This is a genomic window from Nocardia amamiensis (assembly GCF_015477605.1).
GTDB classification, from domain to species: Bacteria; Actinomycetota; Actinomycetes; order Mycobacteriales; family Mycobacteriaceae; genus Nocardia; species Nocardia amamiensis_A.
On sequence record NZ_JADLQX010000006.1, the window covers coordinates 54,765 to 70,165 of the forward strand.

The following is a 15,401-nucleotide window of genomic DNA, read 5'->3' on the forward strand; positions in this document are numbered from 1 at the left end:
TGACAGGCGGTTACTCCGGGCTGGGTGGACAGCATGGAACGCGAGTCGGCTGACATTCACCCACCCCCGACCTGCCGCTGCCGATGAATCTCGCGTCGCCGTCCGGTCTGCACTGGTACGAATACCGCTGTCCGCCCCCGAAAGGATGCGCCGTGAACTGGACACTCGAGGTAGTGATCGTGCCCGTGTCGGATATCGACCGAGCCAAGGAGTTCTACGCGGAAAAGCTGGGCTTCGCCGTCGACCACGACACCAGGATCGGCGACGGCGTTCGTATCGTGCAGCTCACCCCGCCCGGTTCGGGCTGCTCGATCGTCATCGGCGCGGGCGCCGTGCCGGACATGGAGCCTGGCTCACAGCAGGGCCTGCAACTGGTGGTCAACGATTTGCTCAGGGCACACAAGGAATTGGTCTCCCGCGGCGTCGAGGTGACCGAGATCCAGGTCCTCGGCGAGAACCCGACCCCCATGCCGGACCCGCTCGACAACGTCGGTTTCTTCTTCTTCACCGATCCCGACGGAAACGGCTGGGCCGTCCAACAGATCTCCACCCGTCCCTGAGCGAATCCGGCACGGACAATCGCCGATGGCAAACCGGTCCGCGCTGTTCCGTCGATCAGCGGATCGATTTGGTGATCAGAGTCGAAAACGATTGCGCGGCCGAGTGTTTCGGTGCTGCTCGGCTATCGGGTGCCGAGGAACAGGGTTTGGGTGCTGCGGCCAAGTGGGCCCTTTTCGTCATAGAGTGACGATTCGGCCATGCCTATGCCATGCGGTTGGGGATAGGTGACGGCGTCGAGGCAGACCCATTCGCCTGCTGGCTGGCGATGCAGGGTTACCGTCAAATCGGTATTGATGAACAGGTACTTCGACCAGTCCATCACCGCGCTGACGCCATTGCCGGAATCGGCGGCCGCGAGAGTGCGTTCCAGCGGGCTCGGATCGGTGCCGGCGACAATCGGGTGTTTGAGCCTGATCCAGCAGATCGCGGGGCCCGGTTCGGTGAAAGAGCCGGTGACGAAACGGTATTCGATTGCTGTGTGGAAGCCGACCAGTTGAGCGGACGGAAACGGTGCGGGCAGAGACGCCTGCTCGGGGCCTGGGCGCACGCCTGTGGGCACGAAGCGTTCCGGCACTGGCAATTCCGGCTCGGCCAGCTTGAAGCGCCAGGCATTCGCGCGCATCACCGGCCCGCGATCGGTGGACAGCGTGGCCTCGATCAACTCGACGCTGCGGCCGGGGCGGGCGACGCGGGCTGTCGCCGTCAGTGGTGCCAGCGGCACCGGGCCGAGGATTTCGACCGCGACGCGCCCTACCTGAAACCCGGGCCGGGGCTCGCATCGCTCGATCACGTGACCGAGCAGCGCGGAGGGCGGCCCCGCGTGCTGGGCGTCCGGCGACCAGGGTCCGCGGGTGAGGTCGGTGGAGACGAATCGGTCCGGGTGCTCCGGATCGGGCAGGTAGAAGGCGTCGCTCACGACTCCGCCTCGCTGGCGCTCGGCTGCGTCGTGCGCGACGGCGCGCTGTGTCCTCGGTTCGCTCGCTGACGCTCACTCACGACTCCGCCTCGCTGGCGCTCGGCTGCGTCGTGCGCGACGGCGCGCTGTGTCCTCGGTTCGCTCGCTGACGCTCACTCACGTCGTTGTCCGTTCTTTGGGACGATCGGTCGGCTGTGTATCGACTGTAGTCCGCGTCCCGACCGGGCCGCGGTCAGACCCGGCCGAACGCCAGGGCGACGTTGTGGCCGCCGAATCCGAACGAGTTGTTCAGCGCGAAGTCGATGCGCTGGGGCCGCTGGGCGCCCGCGACGATGTCGAGGTCGATCGCCGGGTCGCGGTTGTCGAGATTCAGCGTGGGCGGAACGACCTGGTCACGCAGGGTGAGCATGGTGATCAACGATTCCAGGGCGCCGACCGCCCCGATCGAATGGCCCAATGCTGATTTGGGGGCATAGACCGATGCGTCGGGCACGACGGACGCGATCGCATTGGCTTCCGAGGCATCGCCGATGGACGTCGACGTGGCGTGCGCATTGACGTGCTGGATATCCGAAACCCGCAATCCCGCGGTCTGGATGGCTTTGTGCATGGCTCTCGCGGCGCCGATCCCGTCCGGTTCGGAGGCGACGATGTGATAGGCGTCCGACGTGATGCCCGCGCCGAGCACACGGCCGTGCACGGTGGCTCCGCGGGCCCGCGCGTGTCGTTCGGACTCGAGCACCAACAGGGCGCCCGCCTCGCCGAAGACGAAGCCGTCGCGGTCCCGGTCGAATGGACGCGAGGCGCGTTCCGGCTGGTCGTTGCGGGTGCTCATGGCGCGCATCATGGCGAAGCTCGCGATGGGCACGGCGTCGATGTGGCCTTCCACCCCGCCTGCGACCACCATGTCCGCCTCGCCGGTCGCGATGAGCCGCCACGCGTGGGCGATGGCTTCCGAACCGGATGAGCAGGCTGATACGGGTGCGAAAATACCTGCCTTGGCCCCGATTTCGAGTCCGACGGTGGCGGCAGGCCCGTTCGGCATCACCATGGGCACCGACATCGGTGACACCTTGCGGTACCCGCCCTCGCGCATCGCGTCGACCGCGGATATGAGTGCGTCGCCGCCGCCGAGGCCGGTGCCGATGGCCACGGCCAGACGTTCGCCATCCACCTCGGGCGCGCCCGCCGAGCGCCAGACCCGGCGGCCGAGCACCAGCGCCATCTGCTCGACGTAGGAGTGGCGGCGCTGTTCGATGCGGGTCAGTTCGGCGCCGGGGTGTGACTTCAGCTTTCCGCCGATGCGGACCGGTAGGTCGTATTCGGCCACGAAATCGTCCTGGAGCATGCCGATCCCGCTGTGTCCCGCCAGCAGTTCGGACCAGGTCGTGTCCATGTCGCCGGCGAGTGACGTGGTCGCCGCGTATCCGGTGACCACGACCGAATCCCGAGTTTCTGAAGCGATTGTTACAGTCACGATGTCATGAATACCTGTACCAATCGCTACAGTCAACTCATGGCCCGCCCCCTAGATCACGCCAAACGCGCCGAACTCCTCGCCGCCGTCGTGCGCTACATCGCCGAACACGGCCTCGCGGACCTGTCGCTGCGGCCGCTGGCCGCCGAACTCGGCACCAGTTCGCGCATGCTGATCTACTACTTCACGACCAAGGAAGAGCTCCTGGTCCAGGCGCTGGCGACCCAGCGACCCGACATCGCGGCCCTGTTCGCCGACATCACCGACGTGGCTGAACTCCGGAAACGGCTGTGGGATTTCTGGACCACCAATACTTCGGGCGCGGGCGTAACGAGCGTCAAGGTGATGCTCCAAGTCCTCGGTGCGGCCTGTGCGCCGCGCAGTCCATATATGGACTACGCCACCGCGGCCATCGCCACTTTCATCTCGGCACTCACCGGCGGGCTGCGCCGTCTCGACGTTGCCGACGATCCGGAAGTGATGGCGACGCTGCTGGTCTCAGGTCTGCGCGGCATTCTCCAGGATCGATTGATCACCGGCGAGGTCGAGCGAACGGATCGCGCCGCCCGGCGTTTGATCGACCAGATGCTCCGCTAGCGGTATATCGAAAGTCGTTGGCGTAGTAGGCAAGCCGTGATGGTGTGATGTGCCGCTCAGTGTGTTTCCCGCGCTGTCGATCGGTCAATCATTTCCGCGGCGAAGCGTCGGCCGGTGCGACGGACGCCCGCAACGCATCAATCGACCATCAGGCACGACAACCGCGCCGAGTGCGCACCAGGAGGACAAGTGCGATCCATCAAGGGCGGCCTTATCGCTCTGATCCTGGCCGCCGCCGTGGCCGGAGCAAGCCCGGCGCACGCCGAAGAGCCCGCGCCCAGCGGGCCGGACGAAGTCATCTGGATCGACCTCAACGTGCTGGGATGTTCCTTCGGTGCCGGGCTCGGCGCGGACGTGCTGCTGGCTCTCACCGCAGGCAACGGTTCCAGCGCCGGCGTTTCCTCCGGATTGGCGACCCGCCTCCGCATCGCAGGTTGCCTCCCCTGGAAATGACGATCCACTGGAACGAGACCCTATCCGGCCACTGCGGACGGTGCCTGACGTGAATCGAACCAAGCGGCAAGGCTTTCCATAAGCCAGTGGTATTTGGTGTTCTGGAAGGCGGCGAACAACCATCGGCCGTCCTGTCGTACGGCAATGGTGGTCTGCACCTTGGTGTTGCGCCGAGTGCGCCGCTGCTTGCCTTTGAGTACCGCGCCTTTGCTGTGGATGACGGCGACATCCGGTGAGAGGAAACGGAGCTGGGTGATCTCCCCGTCCAAACGGGTGCCCTTCAGGTACTTCTCGAACAGTGGCACGTGGGAGGCGGCGATCGCGGCGCGGCCTTTGAAGTGCGAACCAACCCAGGTGACGTAGTCCGCGTCCTCGGTGAACACCTCGGCGAAGGCTTCGGCATCGCCCTTGGCCCAGGCTTCGCCCTGGCGGGTGATCAGTTGACGGATAGCGTCCTCGTCGGTGCGCTGGTCGACGGTCATGGCATCTCCAGTAGAATGAATCGATCAACAACTGATCGAGTAAATAGTTGACTGAGTAAGATACTGACCGAGTAACGCGAGGTTGTCAATATGCCGAAGCGTGCCGAGCTGGACGCCGCGCTGACCATGGCCGCCCAGCGCAGCGCCACCGACGCCGTGATGATGCACCAGGCGGTGGCCGATCGACTCGGCCTGCACGTGACCGACCTGCGCTGCCTGAACCTGCTGCGCCTCGGCGGTCCGGCGACCGCGGGGGAACTCGCGACGCAGACGGGTCTGACCACCGGCGCGATCACCCGGATGATCGACCGGTTACTGAAGGCGGGCTACGTCCGCCGCGAACACGACGAGCAGGACCGGCGACGGGTCATCGTGAGCGTGATCCAGGAGCGGATCGACGAGATCGCCCCACACTACGAGATCCTGGCGCGGGAATTCGGGGCGGCGATGGCGGATTACACCGCCGAGCAGATGGAACTCGTGCTCGAAGTGTTCAACCGGCTGCATGAGACATCGTTGCGGGTGACCGCGCTGCTGCGCGCGGGAAAGTAGGGTGCGCGGTTCACGGGGAGGCTCGGCGTCCCGCGTCGACGACAGTGATGAATCTGGTCAGGTCGTCGATAAGGGTGGGAGCCGAGTCGGCCGTGTTGTCGTGATGTAGCCAGTCGGTGACCAATTCGAAGATGCCGCCGATGGTGGCGAGCGCCAACGCCAGGCGTCCGCGCTCCTGGTCCTGGTCATTCGCGTCCCCCTCCGCCCACTGCCGGTCCAGGAACGCCGCCGCCCAGCGTCGATTGCTCCGGCGTTGCCGCTCGACGGCGGGCGAGATGCCACCGGCTTCGCCGAAGGTCACCTTGCCCAGCCGCGGATCGTCCGTGATGGCGTGCACGAAGGCGCCGACGATCGCCTCCACTCGATGTGGCCACGGCGAATCCGCGACTCCGGCCGCGACATCGGCGACGCGTTGCTGGATCTGTGCGGTCACCTGCTCGAGCAGCGCGATGTAGCACGCTTCCTTGCTGTCGAAATGATCGTAGAAGCCCTTGGTTCCGACGTAGGCGCGCTGACAGATCTGCTCGATCGAGGTTCCCGAAAATCCTTGCTCGGCAAACAGTTCGGTGGCGGCGTCGAGCAGTTGGCTACGCCGCTGGGCGCTGCGCTGCTCGGCGTCGAGGCCACGGATCCGGCGCCGGGACCCGGTAGCGGCAGGCCGCGCGGCGGAGGTGCTGCGGGTCATGTCTCGACGATAGCCGGGGACCGAACCGCGCGTCCGCCGCGCCGGTGCTTGAGAGCGGCGTACCCGGGTACCGCCGCTACACGAACTCGATCTCCGACACCAGGCCGGTCAGCCCCGCGGAGATCGCGACCGCAACCCGGAGCAGACGAAGGAGCGAGGTCATGACCGACCGCCCGGAGGTTCGTCACCGCAGGCCCGACGGCGTCGACGATGCCACGGTCGCCGCCACCGGGAAGCTCTCCGAGGCGCTGGAGACCGCCGAGCGCGCCCGCGGCCACCTGTACGCCTTCCACCAGCTGACCGGCCGTGCCGACCTCATGCTCGACCTCGCGGTGGACCTGTTCCGCGTGGCGGGTCACCTCCAGATCGCCGACCGGATCTCCACCGAGTTGATCGGCCGCAACGTGCTCGCGGGACGCTGGACATTCCAGGTCGTCGAGGAATACGACGACGGATACTTCGACCTGTTCCGCAGCATCGAACGCGCGGTCCGGGACGAACTCCTCGACGGCCGCAGGCACATCTACGAGGCCGAGATGAAGGAAGCCCGCCGCACCCACGGCTTGCCGGACCACTCCGCCACACCGGAATCGACCGAAAGCAACTGACCACGACTCCGGCCACCGCTATCTGAGCTCTGCTCGATTTCAACAAGCGCTCTTGTTGGTAACTTGTCATCATGTTGTAATCACTGTCACGTCGATGAGGGAAGGACGTGTCGGTGATCAACGGAGATCTGACCCGCCGCGGGGTACGCGTGCTGGCGACGGCGATCGTGACGGTGGTGACGGCGGGCTGCCTGCTCGCGGGAGGCGCGCCGGCTACGGCCGTGCCGCTGCCGCAAGCGGATTCGTTCTATCAGCCGCTTGAAGGCTTCGAGTCCCGTGAGCCGGGCGATATTCTGCGCGCACGGGAGGTGCGGCTGGCGGTGCTCACCGTGCTGCCGCTGAACGTCCGGTCCTGGCAGTTGCTGTATCGGACCACCGATCTGTTCGGGCAACCCGCCGCGGCGGTGACCACGGTGCTGTTGCCCGCCGGCGCGGATCCGAACCGGTCTCGCCCGCTGGTCTCGCTGCAGTTCTACTACGACAGCGCGAGCCCCGATTGCGCCCCGTCGTTCGTGCTGCGACAGGGCGCGGGGTTGCCGGGTGCCGAAGGCATCCACTCGCAAAGTGAATTGATCGCGGTCGCCGCGCTGCTCAGCCAGGGCTGGGCGGTCTCCATCCCGGACTACGAAGGCCTCGAGGGTCACCTCGCGGTGGCCGAGGAGCCCGGCTACATGACCCTCGACGGTATTCGCGCCGCCGAACGATTCGAGCCGTTGGGCCTGGACGGCGCGAACACCCCGGTTGCGCTGTGGGGGTACTCCGGCGGCGGGATGGCCTCGGGCTGGGCGGCGGAGATGCAGCCGACCTATGCACCCGAACTGAACGTCAAGGGCATCGCGCTCGGCGCGCCGACCTCGGATGTGGTCTCCCTGCTGCACGTCAACGGCTCGATGTTTTCCAGTCTCATCGGCATCGGCATCTCCTCGCTGCGCAAGGCGTACCCGGAATTCCGCGCGGCTTCCGACCGCTACCTGACGCCCGAAGGTCGAGCGTTGATGGATCGCACTGCGGCGCAATGTCTTCCGCGTAACGCACTGACCCAGATGTTCGTCGACTACCAGCGCATGCTGACGATTCCGATCGCGGATTTCCTCGCCGTACCGGAGATCGCGGAGGTCTTCGACGCGACGGTGCTCGGCCGGAACATCCCGACCGCACCGATCTTCCTCTACCACGGCGTCTGGGACGAGGCGGTGCCGATCTGGACCAATGACATTCTGGCCCAGCGGTATTGCGCAGGCGGTGCGTCCGTGACCTACCGACGCGACCACCTCAGCGAGCACCTGAGCTTGCCGTCGCTCGGCATGGCGGACACCTTCAACTGGTTGAAGGCGCGGCTGGCGCCGAGCGCACCCGACCAGGTCGGCTGTCGCACCGAGAATGTGGTGTCCATGCTCGCCGACGCCGACGCGCTGCTGTCCCAGATCGAGATCAACCTCAACGCGACTTTCGGCGCGCTCGGGTTCCCGATCGGGCCGCGGGAGCGCTGAAGCGCGGAGGAGTCGGCCGACGGCTCCGGGGTCGGCGTCGTCCTTGGGGCCGCCGACCTCGGATTTCACCCCGTCCTGTCGAATCCCCCGGCACGCGCGCGGCTCGGCCGGGTATGGTCGGGCGGGAAATTTCACCACCAACGGGGGCTCGCACCAGCGGGCTGAGAGGACGGCTAGCCGAGAGGCGTCAGGGCCGTCGACCGTATGAACCTGACCGGGTAATGCCGGCGTAGGGAGGAAGAATGGCACCCACCGCTGCGTCCGACGGCAGCTCCGCGCCTGTCGACAGCGTCACCACCGGCCCCATCGAGGGCAGCGTCAAGCACTATCTCGAAGTCGACGACCTGCGCATTCCGGTGCGCCGGATCAACCTCACCAACGGTGAGCACTTCGACGTCTACGACACGTCGGGTCCGTACACCGACGACACGGCGTCCATCGATGTGGAAGCCGGTCTACCGAAACTGCGCGATACCTGGACCAAGCCCACAGTGGCGGGTCCGCGCACCCAGCTAGCCTGGGCGCGCCAGGGCATCGTCACGCCGGAGATGCGCTTCGTCGCCGCGCGCGAGGGTGTTTCGCCGGAGCTGGTACGCGACGAGGTGGCGGCGGGCCGTGCGGTGATCCCGGCCAACCACAAGCACCCGGAACTCGAGCCGACCATCATCGGCAAGAAATTCCTGGTCAAGATCAACGCGAATATCGGCAACTCGGCCGTCTCCTCCTCGATCGCCGAGGAGGTGGAGAAGATGGTGTGGGCCACCCGCTGGGGCGCCGACACCATCATGGACCTGTCCACCGGCAAGAACATCCACGAGACCCGCGAGTGGATTCTGCGCAACTCCCCGGTTCCGGTCGGCACCGTGCCGATCTATCAGGCGCTGGAGAAGGTGATCGGCGATCCGACCAAGCTGACCTGGGAGATCTACCGCGACACCGTGCTCGAGCAGTGCGAGCAGGGCGTGGACTACATGACCGTGCACGCGGGCGTGCTGCTGCGCTACGTGCCGCTGACCGCGAAGCGCGTCACCGGCATCGTCTCGCGCGGCGGGTCGATCATGGCCGCGTGGTGCCTCGCGCATCATCAGGAATCGTTCCTGTACACGCACTTCGAGGAACTCTGCGAGATCCTCGCGCGCTACGACGTCACCTTCTCCCTCGGTGACGGCCTGCGTCCCGGTTCCATCGCCGACGCCAACGACGAGGCGCAGTTCGCCGAGCTGCGCACCCTGGGCGAACTGACCAAGATCGCGAAATCGCACGGCGTGCAGGTGATGATCGAAGGCCCGGGCCACGTGCCGATGCACAAGATCGTGGAGAACGTGCGGCTGGAGGAGGAGCTGTGCGAGGAGGCGCCCTTCTACACCCTCGGCCCGCTTGCCACCGACATCGCACCCGCCTACGACCACATCACCTCGGCGATCGGCGCCGCGATCATCGCACAGGCGGGCACCGCCATGCTCTGCTACGTCACGCCGAAGGAACACCTCGGCCTGCCCAACCGTGACGACGTGAAAGTGGGCGTGATCACCTACAAGATCGCCGCACACGCCGCCGACCTGGCCAAGGGACACCCGCACGCACAAGACCGGGACAACGAATTATCCAAGGCGCGCTTCGAATTCCGCTGGCGCGACCAGTTCGCACTGTCGCTGGACCCGGACACTGCCCGTGAATACCACGACGAGACACTGCCCGCCGAGCCCGCCAAGACCGCGCACTTCTGTTCCATGTGCGGCCCAAAGTTCTGCTCCATGCGGATCTCCGCCGACGTACGCGAATACGCCGCCAAGCAGGGCCTGGACGAGAACGAGGCGCTGTCCGCGGGCATGGCGGAGAAGTCCGCCGAGTTCGCCAGCAGCGGCAACGCGGTCTATCTGCCCGTCGTCTCGTAACGACCGCCCGCCGCCCGCCGCACTTCGGCGGGCGGCGGCGAGACTTCATCGCGGCAGTGACTCGCCAATGGGCGGAACAGACGCCCGGAGCGCGAGTGTAGCCTCCCCGTGCTCCGGTCGGACAGAACTGGTCGCCAGGGTCAGCTGTCGCGCAGCTCGTCCATAGCCGCAGCGATCATGGCCCGCGCGTCCTGTCCGTGGATGGCTTGGTCCTTGAGTCGGTGGAATGCTCTCTCGTACACCACTATCTCGCTGGGCTGGGTGATCGTCAGCTCAGCAGAGATGGTCTCGACTTGCACCATTCGGCTGTCGAACATGATGAAGTTGTTCATCACCGGTGTCCGGTAGGCGGCCTCCGTTGGCAGGATGCCCAAAACGACGCGAGGCAGCGACATCGCCGTGAGCAAGCGGTCCAGCTGCTCGAGCATCACGTCCGCGGTGCCCACGGGCGTGTGGAGGACCTGTTCGGCGATGATGAAGTAGAAGCGGTGATTGCCTCGGTAGAGGACTTGCTGACGTTCGAGACGCGCAGCGAGACCGGGGTCGAGGTCTCCGGGCGGGTCCTCGTAGAAGTCGAGCACCATCCGGAGAATCGCCTCAGCGTAGGGCGGGGTCTGCAACAGGCCGGGTACGACGACGGGCTCGTACCAGCGCATGAGATTGGCCTTTGCCTCAGTCGCGATCGACTGTTTCTGCCTGTGTGGCAGGCGCATTCGCTTCTGCTCAAGGTACGCCGTCTCGACATTTCGCAGGTTGGCAATGAGGTCGGGTATCTGATCGGCGGCGCTGGTGTGGATGCACCATGTGCGGAGGTCTTCTTCGGTTGCCGTTTGCTTGCCGTACTCGATCTTCGAGACCTTGGAACTATGCCAACCGGCAAGCTCAGCGAGTTGCCTGCCGGTCAGCCCAGCGTCCTTGCGGAGGTTGCGCAGGCGCTCACCGAACGCCTCGCGTGCCTCTTTCGCGGTTGTGGTCACGCCTTGATGTACTCGGCGTGGGGTAGAGACTTGTTCCACACCCGATTCCACACCGCCCGGCAGTGCCCGACGATCACGGGGTCTTCTGTGAATGCACCGCCCACGAACTGCCCTGATGGCTCGAAGACGGTGAACGCCACGAGGTTGTCATCGAACAGCCAGAAGTCATCCGTAGTCAGCTCGGACGGGTCGATCAGGTGCCGAGCCAGATAGCGGATGTCTTCACCGGCAGCGATGTTCTGATGGGCGACGACGAGCGACCATCGGGTGTAGTCGGTATGCGGCTCGGTGACGACGCGGGCACGGTGCATCACCCTCCCGGACGCCGTTATCTCGCGGACCAATTCTTCCCAGTCCTTGAACCACTCGTAGTCGTCGGGCTCGCCGGCTAAAAACTGGCGGAAGGGCTCGTCTTCCTCGGGCGTCGAGTACGTGTCGAGTACTTCGAGGTGGTACGCCGTCCGCTCGAACTTGTGGAAGAACTCGTCGAACGCCTCACCTTGCAACAGTTGCATCGGGCCTGATCTCCTGTCCTACGAGAACCTCAACGCAGGTCTCGTGGTCCGGTATATCCATCTTCGACAACGTTTCCGGGTCGGTGACTGCCTCGCCGGACAGCAAGAACGTTCCGTGACCAGTGTCCTGAAGCAGCACGCCCAGGCACGTTCCCGGTTCCAGGAACGCGAGTAGCGGGTGTGGAATCTCGATCATGTTGGGAGGGCCTGCTACCCGCCAACCTTGCACGACGTAAGTGCCGCGATCGGTGATGTACAGCGTCGGACAGCCATTTTTGTTTGTGTTCTTGCCGAGGAAACGTATCTTCATGGGCTCTGTCCTTCATGAGGAGTTGCGCGAATTTCCTCGCGCACTTCGATCGTCGGTGACCGGGAGGAACCGGTCAACAAAAATCGCCTCCAGTCGCAAACTGTAGCAAACCTCTTCGGTATCTCGGGGCCAGTTTCTTAGCGTCATCTGCAATGGGCCGGGTGAGCTGTCGATGTCGTTCACCCGGCTCAGAGCCAATCCGTTCACCGAAAGGGCCTGGTTGCAGGACGGTCAGTGCCACGTGCGCATCGTGTTCGGGTCTTTCGTGTTCGACTTCTGCGCAGCGAGGCAAGCAGCGATTCTGTACGCGAAGGACGTTGGGGCCTGGCTCGGTGTTCCCGTGCTGATAGACGATGATGTCCGCGACGACATGCCGCGCCTGCCTTGCGAGTCGCTATGGTCGTGACCGCCTTCGCGCTCGCCGTGGTTGCGTCGTTCGTGCTCGGGTACGTGCTGGGCCGCCGTCGCTCCACATCCCGTCCACCGGGACGGCACAGCGTCGAGTACTTCGCGATGGCCGCCGAGGCGACGCTGGAGCTGCCCGTGATCACCGATCGCGCGTCACGTCATGCGATGCGCTACCCAGGCGGCGTCTGAGATCCTCTCAAACTCGTAGCGCTCACCGTCTTCGAGCCGTCAGGCCCTGCGAAGACCTCGATTTCGGGGGTGCCAATTCCGGGGTATCAGCGCGTGCGGGCGGGGCGGATTCGGCCCGTGACTTCGCCCAATGCGATTCGTGCCGCGTGCGGGCCGGGAGCCGACGCGGTGATGGTGACCTCGTCCCCGTCTTCCAGGAAGGTGCGTTTCTGGTCGTTCACCAGGATCGGTTCGGTTCCACCCCAGGCCAATTCGATGAATGAGCCGCGTTGGTTCGGGGCGGGGCCGGAGATGGTGCCGGAGGCGTATAGATCGCCGGGGCGCGTGGAGGCGCCGTTTGCGGTGAGATGGGCCAGCATCTGTGCTGGGGACCAGTACATCCGGGAGTAGGGCGGGTACGCGACCGGTTGGCCGTTCCATGTCACGGTGAGATCGATGTCCAGGCCCCAGTCCTGTGTTCCGCGCAGGTAGGGCAGCGGCGTGGGCGTTTGCTCGGGCAGCGGTATCCGTGCGGACTCCAAGGCGGCCAGGGGGGTGATCCATGGGGAAATCGAGGTCGCGAACGACTTGCCGAGGAACGGGCCGAGCGGCTGGTACTCCCACGCCTGGATGTCGCGGGCGGACCAGTCGTTGACCAGTGCGACGCCGAAGACGCGATCGGCGAACTGGTCGATCTCGACCGGCGTGCCGAGGTCCGAGCCGAGTCCGATCACGAACCCGAGCTCCGCTTCGATGTCCAAGCGCCGGGAAGGGCCGAAATCCGGTGCGCCCGAACCAGTTCTGCGCTGACCACACGGCCGGGTCACCTCGGTGCCCGAGACCACCACGGTGCCCGCTCTGCCGTGGTACCCGACCGGCAGGTGACGCCAGTTGGGCAGTAGCGGATCGGCATCGGGCCGGAACAGACGGCCGAGGTTCGTCGCGTGATCGATGCTCGCGTAGAAGTCCACGTAGTCGCCGATCCGTACTGGCAGCCGCAGCGCCACATCGGCAATCGGATGCACTGCGGCATCATCTATTTCGCGATCTACGAGTTCTCGGATCTGCTCACGTATTTCGCGCCAGCGTGCTGGCCCCTGCTCCAAAAAACCATTCAGATCCGGACCGGCGAACACCGAATCCTCGAGGGCAGCAGCCAGGTCGATGACATGGTCCCCGTACCGCACACCGACCCGGAAGTCCTGACCGGTCGGGGCGAACACGCCATAGGGCAGATTGTCCGGACCGAACAGAGAGTCGGCGGGTACATCGACCCTGGTCCTCACGCGGGTCCCCGCCCGGACCAGGTCCACGCGTAGGTGGGGTCCTCGCAGGCCAGCGCGCCTTCGCCGAGTTCCAGCGGCCGGAAGGTGTCCACCATGACGGCCAGTTCGTCGAAGAACTCGACGCCGATGCTGTTCTCATAGGCGCCGGGCTGCGGTCCATGTGCGTAGCCGCCGGGGTGCACCGATACCGAGCCTTGTGTGATCCCGGACCCCTTACGCGCCTCATAGTTCCCGCCGCAGTAGAACATGATCTCGTCGGAGTCCACGTTGGAGTGGTAGTACGGCACCGGGATCGACAGCGGGTGGTAGTCCACCTTGCGCGGGACGAAATTGCAGATCACGAAGTTGCCGCCTTCGAAAGCCTGATGGACCGGCGGTGGCTGGTGGATGCGCCCGGTGATCGGTTCGAAGTCGGCGATGTTGAAGGTGAACGGGTACAGGCAGCCGTCCCAGCCGACGACGTCGAACGGGTGGGTGGCGTAGACCATCCGCGTGCCGACGACCTGCCCGCCGGGCCGGTGTTTGACCAGCACCTCCACGTCGGTGCCGGTCGCGGTGATCGGCTCGGTTGGTCCGTGCAGGTCGCGTTCGCAGTACGGCGCGTGCTCGAGCAGCTGGCCGAACTTGGACAGGTAGCGCTTGGGCGGTGTGATGTGGCCGGTCGCCTCGATCACGTATGCGCGTAACGGGTCCGGTCCGGTGGGTCGCCAGCGATGGGTCGTGGCCCGCGGGATGAGCACTTGGTCGCCCTGGCGTGCCGACAACGGACCGAACACGGTTTCGACCATCGCTGCGCCGGATTCCACGTACACCAGCTCGTCGCCGATGGCGTTGCGGTACAGCGGTGATCCGCCCTTGGCGGCCACGTATGAGATGCGCACGTCCGCATTGGCGAGCAGCAGCCGCCGCCCGGTGACCGGATCGGTATCGGCCGGGGTGTCACCGGGAAACAGCGCGTGCAGTCGCAAATGCCGGTGGCGCAGTGGATGATTCGGCTTCGTGCTCTGATCGGGCAGCTCCCACACGGTCGAATCGACGAGCGCGGGCGGAAGGCCGCGGTGATACAGCAGCGAGGAGTCGCCGGAGAAGCCCTCCTCGCCCATCAGCTCCTCGTAGTAGAGCCGGCCCTGCTCGTCGCGATGCTGGGTGTGCCGCTTCGGCGGTACCGCACCCACGTGCCGATAGAACGCCATGACCGTTCCTCCGCCAGCCGGTGGTCGGATATTTGATCACCATCGTAGTGATCGGGGCTGGTAGGCGGAGCGGAAACGCGACCCGGTCGACGCCAACTTTTGGCGGATATCCGCCCGGTGGCCTGTCGAATTGCCGAGTGACGCCCGTCTTCGTCGAACAAATGTCAGCCTGGTGTTCAGGCGTTCCGCAGGGACCGGTAGACCGCGGCGCCGACGAACGCGCCGAGGTCCTCCGGTGTCCAGCCGTCCTGGTCCGCGAGCAGCGCGCGCACCGCCGCTTCCCCCGCGGACACCCACTGCTCCACCAGCACGGGCAGCTTGCGCTCGGCGTCCTCCGTGCCCCAGGCACGCAGGGTCGGACGCAGCAATTCGGCGCAGCGCTCGACGACGAGCGCGCGGCCGCGGCCGAATGAATTGGCCACGGCCGGATCGGGATTGCCGTAGACCAGCCGCCAGGCGTCGGGTCGCTCCGCGGCCTTCGCCAACAGCCGGCGGAATCCCGCGACGAAGACGGTCTCGTCGGCGTCGACGTCGTACGGCGTCACCACCTCTAGCACGCCGCTGACCAAGTAGCCCTCCTCGCGCTGGATCAGCGCCTCGATCAGCTCGACGCGATCGGCGAAGCAGGCGTACACCACCGGCCTGGTCACGTTCATGCGCTCCGCGATGGCGGCCATGGTGACCGCGGCGATGCCGTTCTCCACGGCGATGGCGAGCGCGGTGTCGAGTACCTGCGGGCGGCGCCGCTGCGGACCGAGATGTTGCGCCCGCTGCCGCTGCCTGGCGGCCGGGTCGCCGCCGATGCCGCTCGACCTAGGCGTTCCGGTC

The 15,401-nt window shown here is 65.8% G+C and carries 19 protein-coding genes and 1 riboswitch; of the genes, 9 read left to right on the forward strand and 10 right to left on the reverse strand.

Translation table 11 applies throughout. The features are described 5' to 3' along the window. Positions 1-152: 152 nt before the first annotated feature. Positions 153-560 (forward strand): VOC family protein, encoded by a 408-nt coding sequence (locus IU459_RS09690; RefSeq protein ID WP_195129148.1) that lies wholly within the window; start codon positions 153-155, stop codon positions 558-560. 122 nt (positions 561-682) lie between these two features. Here the strand turns inward: IU459_RS09690 and IU459_RS09695 are convergent, their stop codons facing one another. Both IU459_RS09695 and IU459_RS09700 read right to left on the reverse strand, forming a co-directional pair. Continuing rightward, complete coding sequence (locus IU459_RS09695) at positions 683-1,477, reverse strand: thioesterase family protein (protein WP_195129149.1); 795 nt, start codon at positions 1,475-1,477, stop codon at positions 683-685. A 232-nt stretch (positions 1,478-1,709) separates the two neighbouring features. Continuing rightward, positions 1,710-2,954, reverse strand: coding sequence for a KasA/KasB family beta-ketoacyl-ACP synthase (locus IU459_RS09700; protein ID WP_195129150.1), 1,245 nt, complete (start codon positions 2,952-2,954; stop codon positions 1,710-1,712). A gap of 39 nt (positions 2,955-2,993) precedes the next feature. On the opposite strand from IU459_RS09700, the gene IU459_RS09705 reads away from it, so the two are divergent. Both IU459_RS09705 and IU459_RS09710 read left to right on the forward strand, forming a co-directional pair. Continuing rightward, positions 2,994-3,551 carry a TetR/AcrR family transcriptional regulator gene (locus IU459_RS09705; protein ID WP_195129151.1) on the forward strand — a complete coding sequence of 186 codons (558 nt, stop codon included), beginning with the start codon at positions 2,994-2,996 and terminating at the stop codon, positions 3,549-3,551. A 189-nt stretch (positions 3,552-3,740) separates the two neighbouring features. Further along, positions 3,741-4,004 (forward strand): hypothetical protein, encoded by a 264-nt coding sequence (locus IU459_RS09710; RefSeq protein ID WP_195129152.1) that lies wholly within the window; start codon positions 3,741-3,743, stop codon positions 4,002-4,004. Positions 4,005-4,024: 20 nt separating this feature from the next. On the opposite strand, the gene IU459_RS09715 is transcribed toward IU459_RS09710, so the two are convergent. Further along, a complete protein-coding gene (locus IU459_RS09715; protein ID WP_195129153.1) occupies positions 4,025-4,486 on the reverse strand; it encodes an SgcJ/EcaC family oxidoreductase in 462 nt (153 codons plus the stop codon). A 90-nt stretch (positions 4,487-4,576) separates the two neighbouring features. On the opposite strand from IU459_RS09715, the gene IU459_RS09720 reads away from it, so the two are divergent. Next, positions 4,577-5,038, forward strand: coding sequence for a MarR family transcriptional regulator (locus IU459_RS09720; protein ID WP_195129154.1), 462 nt, complete (start codon positions 4,577-4,579; stop codon positions 5,036-5,038). Between the two features lie 10 nt (positions 5,039-5,048). Here IU459_RS09720 and IU459_RS09725 read toward each other — a convergent pair whose 3' ends face one another. Beyond that, complete coding sequence (locus tag IU459_RS09725) at positions 5,049-5,723, reverse strand: TetR/AcrR family transcriptional regulator (protein WP_195129155.1); 675 nt, start codon at positions 5,721-5,723, stop codon at positions 5,049-5,051. A gap of 161 nt (positions 5,724-5,884) precedes the next feature. Here IU459_RS09725 and IU459_RS09730 point away from each other — a divergent pair, with 161 nt between their 5' ends. The 3 genes from IU459_RS09730 to thiC all read left to right on the forward strand — a co-directional run bounded on the left by IU459_RS09730 (position 5,885) and on the right by thiC (position 9,716). Next, positions 5,885-6,331, forward strand: coding sequence for a hypothetical protein (locus IU459_RS09730; RefSeq protein WP_195129156.1), 447 nt, complete (start codon positions 5,885-5,887; stop codon positions 6,329-6,331). Between the two features lie 113 nt (positions 6,332-6,444). Beyond that, positions 6,445-7,821, forward strand: a complete 1,377-nt coding sequence (locus IU459_RS09735; RefSeq protein WP_195129157.1) for a lipase family protein — start codon at positions 6,445-6,447, stop codon at positions 7,819-7,821. 130 nt (positions 7,822-7,951) lie between these two features. Further along, a riboswitch (TPP riboswitch) is annotated at positions 7,952-8,074 on the forward strand. Next, positions 8,064-9,716, forward strand: a complete 1,653-nt coding sequence (gene thiC / locus IU459_RS09740; protein ID WP_228837672.1) for a phosphomethylpyrimidine synthase ThiC — start codon at positions 8,064-8,066, stop codon at positions 9,714-9,716. It overlaps the preceding riboswitch by 11 nt. A gap of 140 nt (positions 9,717-9,856) precedes the next feature. Here the strand turns inward: thiC and IU459_RS09745 are convergent, their stop codons facing one another. Genes IU459_RS09745 through IU459_RS09755 form a run of 3 tightly spaced genes read right to left on the reverse strand, consistent with a single transcriptional unit; the run spans position 9,857 to position 11,518 of the window. Beyond that, positions 9,857-10,693 (reverse strand): helix-turn-helix domain-containing protein, encoded by an 837-nt coding sequence (locus tag IU459_RS09745; protein ID WP_195129158.1) that lies wholly within the window; start codon positions 10,691-10,693, stop codon positions 9,857-9,859. Then, positions 10,690-11,208 (reverse strand): DUF6879 family protein, encoded by a 519-nt coding sequence (locus IU459_RS09750; protein ID WP_195129159.1) that lies wholly within the window; start codon positions 11,206-11,208, stop codon positions 10,690-10,692. The genes IU459_RS09745 and IU459_RS09750 overlap by 4 nt, the downstream gene beginning before the upstream one ends. Next, positions 11,189-11,518: a hypothetical protein gene (locus tag IU459_RS09755; protein WP_195129160.1), complete on the reverse strand. Its 330-nt coding sequence runs from the start codon at positions 11,516-11,518 to the stop codon at positions 11,189-11,191. The genes IU459_RS09750 and IU459_RS09755 overlap by 20 nt, the downstream gene beginning before the upstream one ends. Before the next feature lie 172 nt (positions 11,519-11,690). On the opposite strand from IU459_RS09755, the gene IU459_RS09760 reads away from it, so the two are divergent. Together IU459_RS09760 and IU459_RS09765 are read left to right on the forward strand one after the other, a co-directional pair. Next, positions 11,691-11,924 (forward strand): hypothetical protein, encoded by a 234-nt coding sequence (locus tag IU459_RS09760; protein WP_195129161.1) that lies wholly within the window; start codon positions 11,691-11,693, stop codon positions 11,922-11,924. Beyond that, positions 11,921-12,115 (forward strand): hypothetical protein, encoded by a 195-nt coding sequence (locus tag IU459_RS09765; protein ID WP_195129162.1) that lies wholly within the window; start codon positions 11,921-11,923, stop codon positions 12,113-12,115. The genes IU459_RS09760 and IU459_RS09765 overlap by 4 nt, the downstream gene beginning before the upstream one ends. Before the next feature lie 86 nt (positions 12,116-12,201). Here the strand turns inward: IU459_RS09765 and fahA are convergent, their stop codons facing one another. The 3 genes from fahA to IU459_RS09780 all read right to left on the reverse strand — a co-directional run bounded on the left by fahA (position 12,202) and on the right by IU459_RS09780 (position 15,376). After that, positions 12,202-13,380 (reverse strand): fumarylacetoacetase, encoded by a 1,179-nt coding sequence (fahA, locus tag IU459_RS09770; RefSeq protein WP_324198810.1) that lies wholly within the window; start codon positions 13,378-13,380, stop codon positions 12,202-12,204. Next, the gene (locus tag IU459_RS09775; protein WP_195129164.1) at positions 13,377-14,573 is read right to left on the reverse strand and encodes a homogentisate 1,2-dioxygenase; all 1,197 of its coding nucleotides are present in this window, start codon (positions 14,571-14,573) and stop codon (positions 13,377-13,379) included. The genes fahA and IU459_RS09775 overlap by 4 nt, the downstream gene beginning before the upstream one ends. Positions 14,574-14,749: 176 nt before the next feature. Then, entirely contained in the window at positions 14,750-15,376 is a 627-nt protein-coding gene (locus IU459_RS09780) for a TetR/AcrR family transcriptional regulator (protein ID WP_195129393.1), read from the reverse strand. Positions 15,377-15,401: the final 25 nt, after the last annotated feature.

Excerpts from the sequence above, each read along its gene's own strand:
- IU459_RS09705 (WP_195129151.1), top strand. The coding sequence starts at position 2,994 with ATGGCCCGCCCCCTAGATCACGCCAAACGCGCCGAACTCCTCGCCGCC.
- IU459_RS09715 (WP_195129153.1), bottom strand. The coding sequence starts at position 4,486 with ATGACCGTCGACCAGCGCACCGACGAGGACGCTATCCGTCAACTGATC.
- IU459_RS09720 (WP_195129154.1), top strand. The coding sequence starts at position 4,577 with ATGCCGAAGCGTGCCGAGCTGGACGCCGCGCTGACCATGGCCGCCCAG.
- IU459_RS09725 (WP_195129155.1), bottom strand. The coding sequence starts at position 5,723 with ATGACCCGCAGCACCTCCGCCGCGCGGCCTGCCGCTACCGGGTCCCGG.
- IU459_RS09730 (WP_195129156.1), top strand. The coding sequence starts at position 5,885 with ATGACCGACCGCCCGGAGGTTCGTCACCGCAGGCCCGACGGCGTCGAC.
- thiC (WP_228837672.1), top strand. The coding sequence starts at position 8,064 with ATGGCACCCACCGCTGCGTCCGACGGCAGCTCCGCGCCTGTCGACAGC.
- IU459_RS09750 (WP_195129159.1), bottom strand. The coding sequence starts at position 11,208 with ATGCAACTGTTGCAAGGTGAGGCGTTCGACGAGTTCTTCCACAAGTTC.
- IU459_RS09755 (WP_195129160.1), bottom strand. The coding sequence starts at position 11,518 with ATGAAGATACGTTTCCTCGGCAAGAACACAAACAAAAATGGCTGTCCG.
- IU459_RS09760 (WP_195129161.1), top strand. The coding sequence starts at position 11,691 with ATGTCGTTCACCCGGCTCAGAGCCAATCCGTTCACCGAAAGGGCCTGG.
- IU459_RS09775 (WP_195129164.1), bottom strand. The coding sequence starts at position 14,573 with ATGGCGTTCTATCGGCACGTGGGTGCGGTACCGCCGAAGCGGCACACC.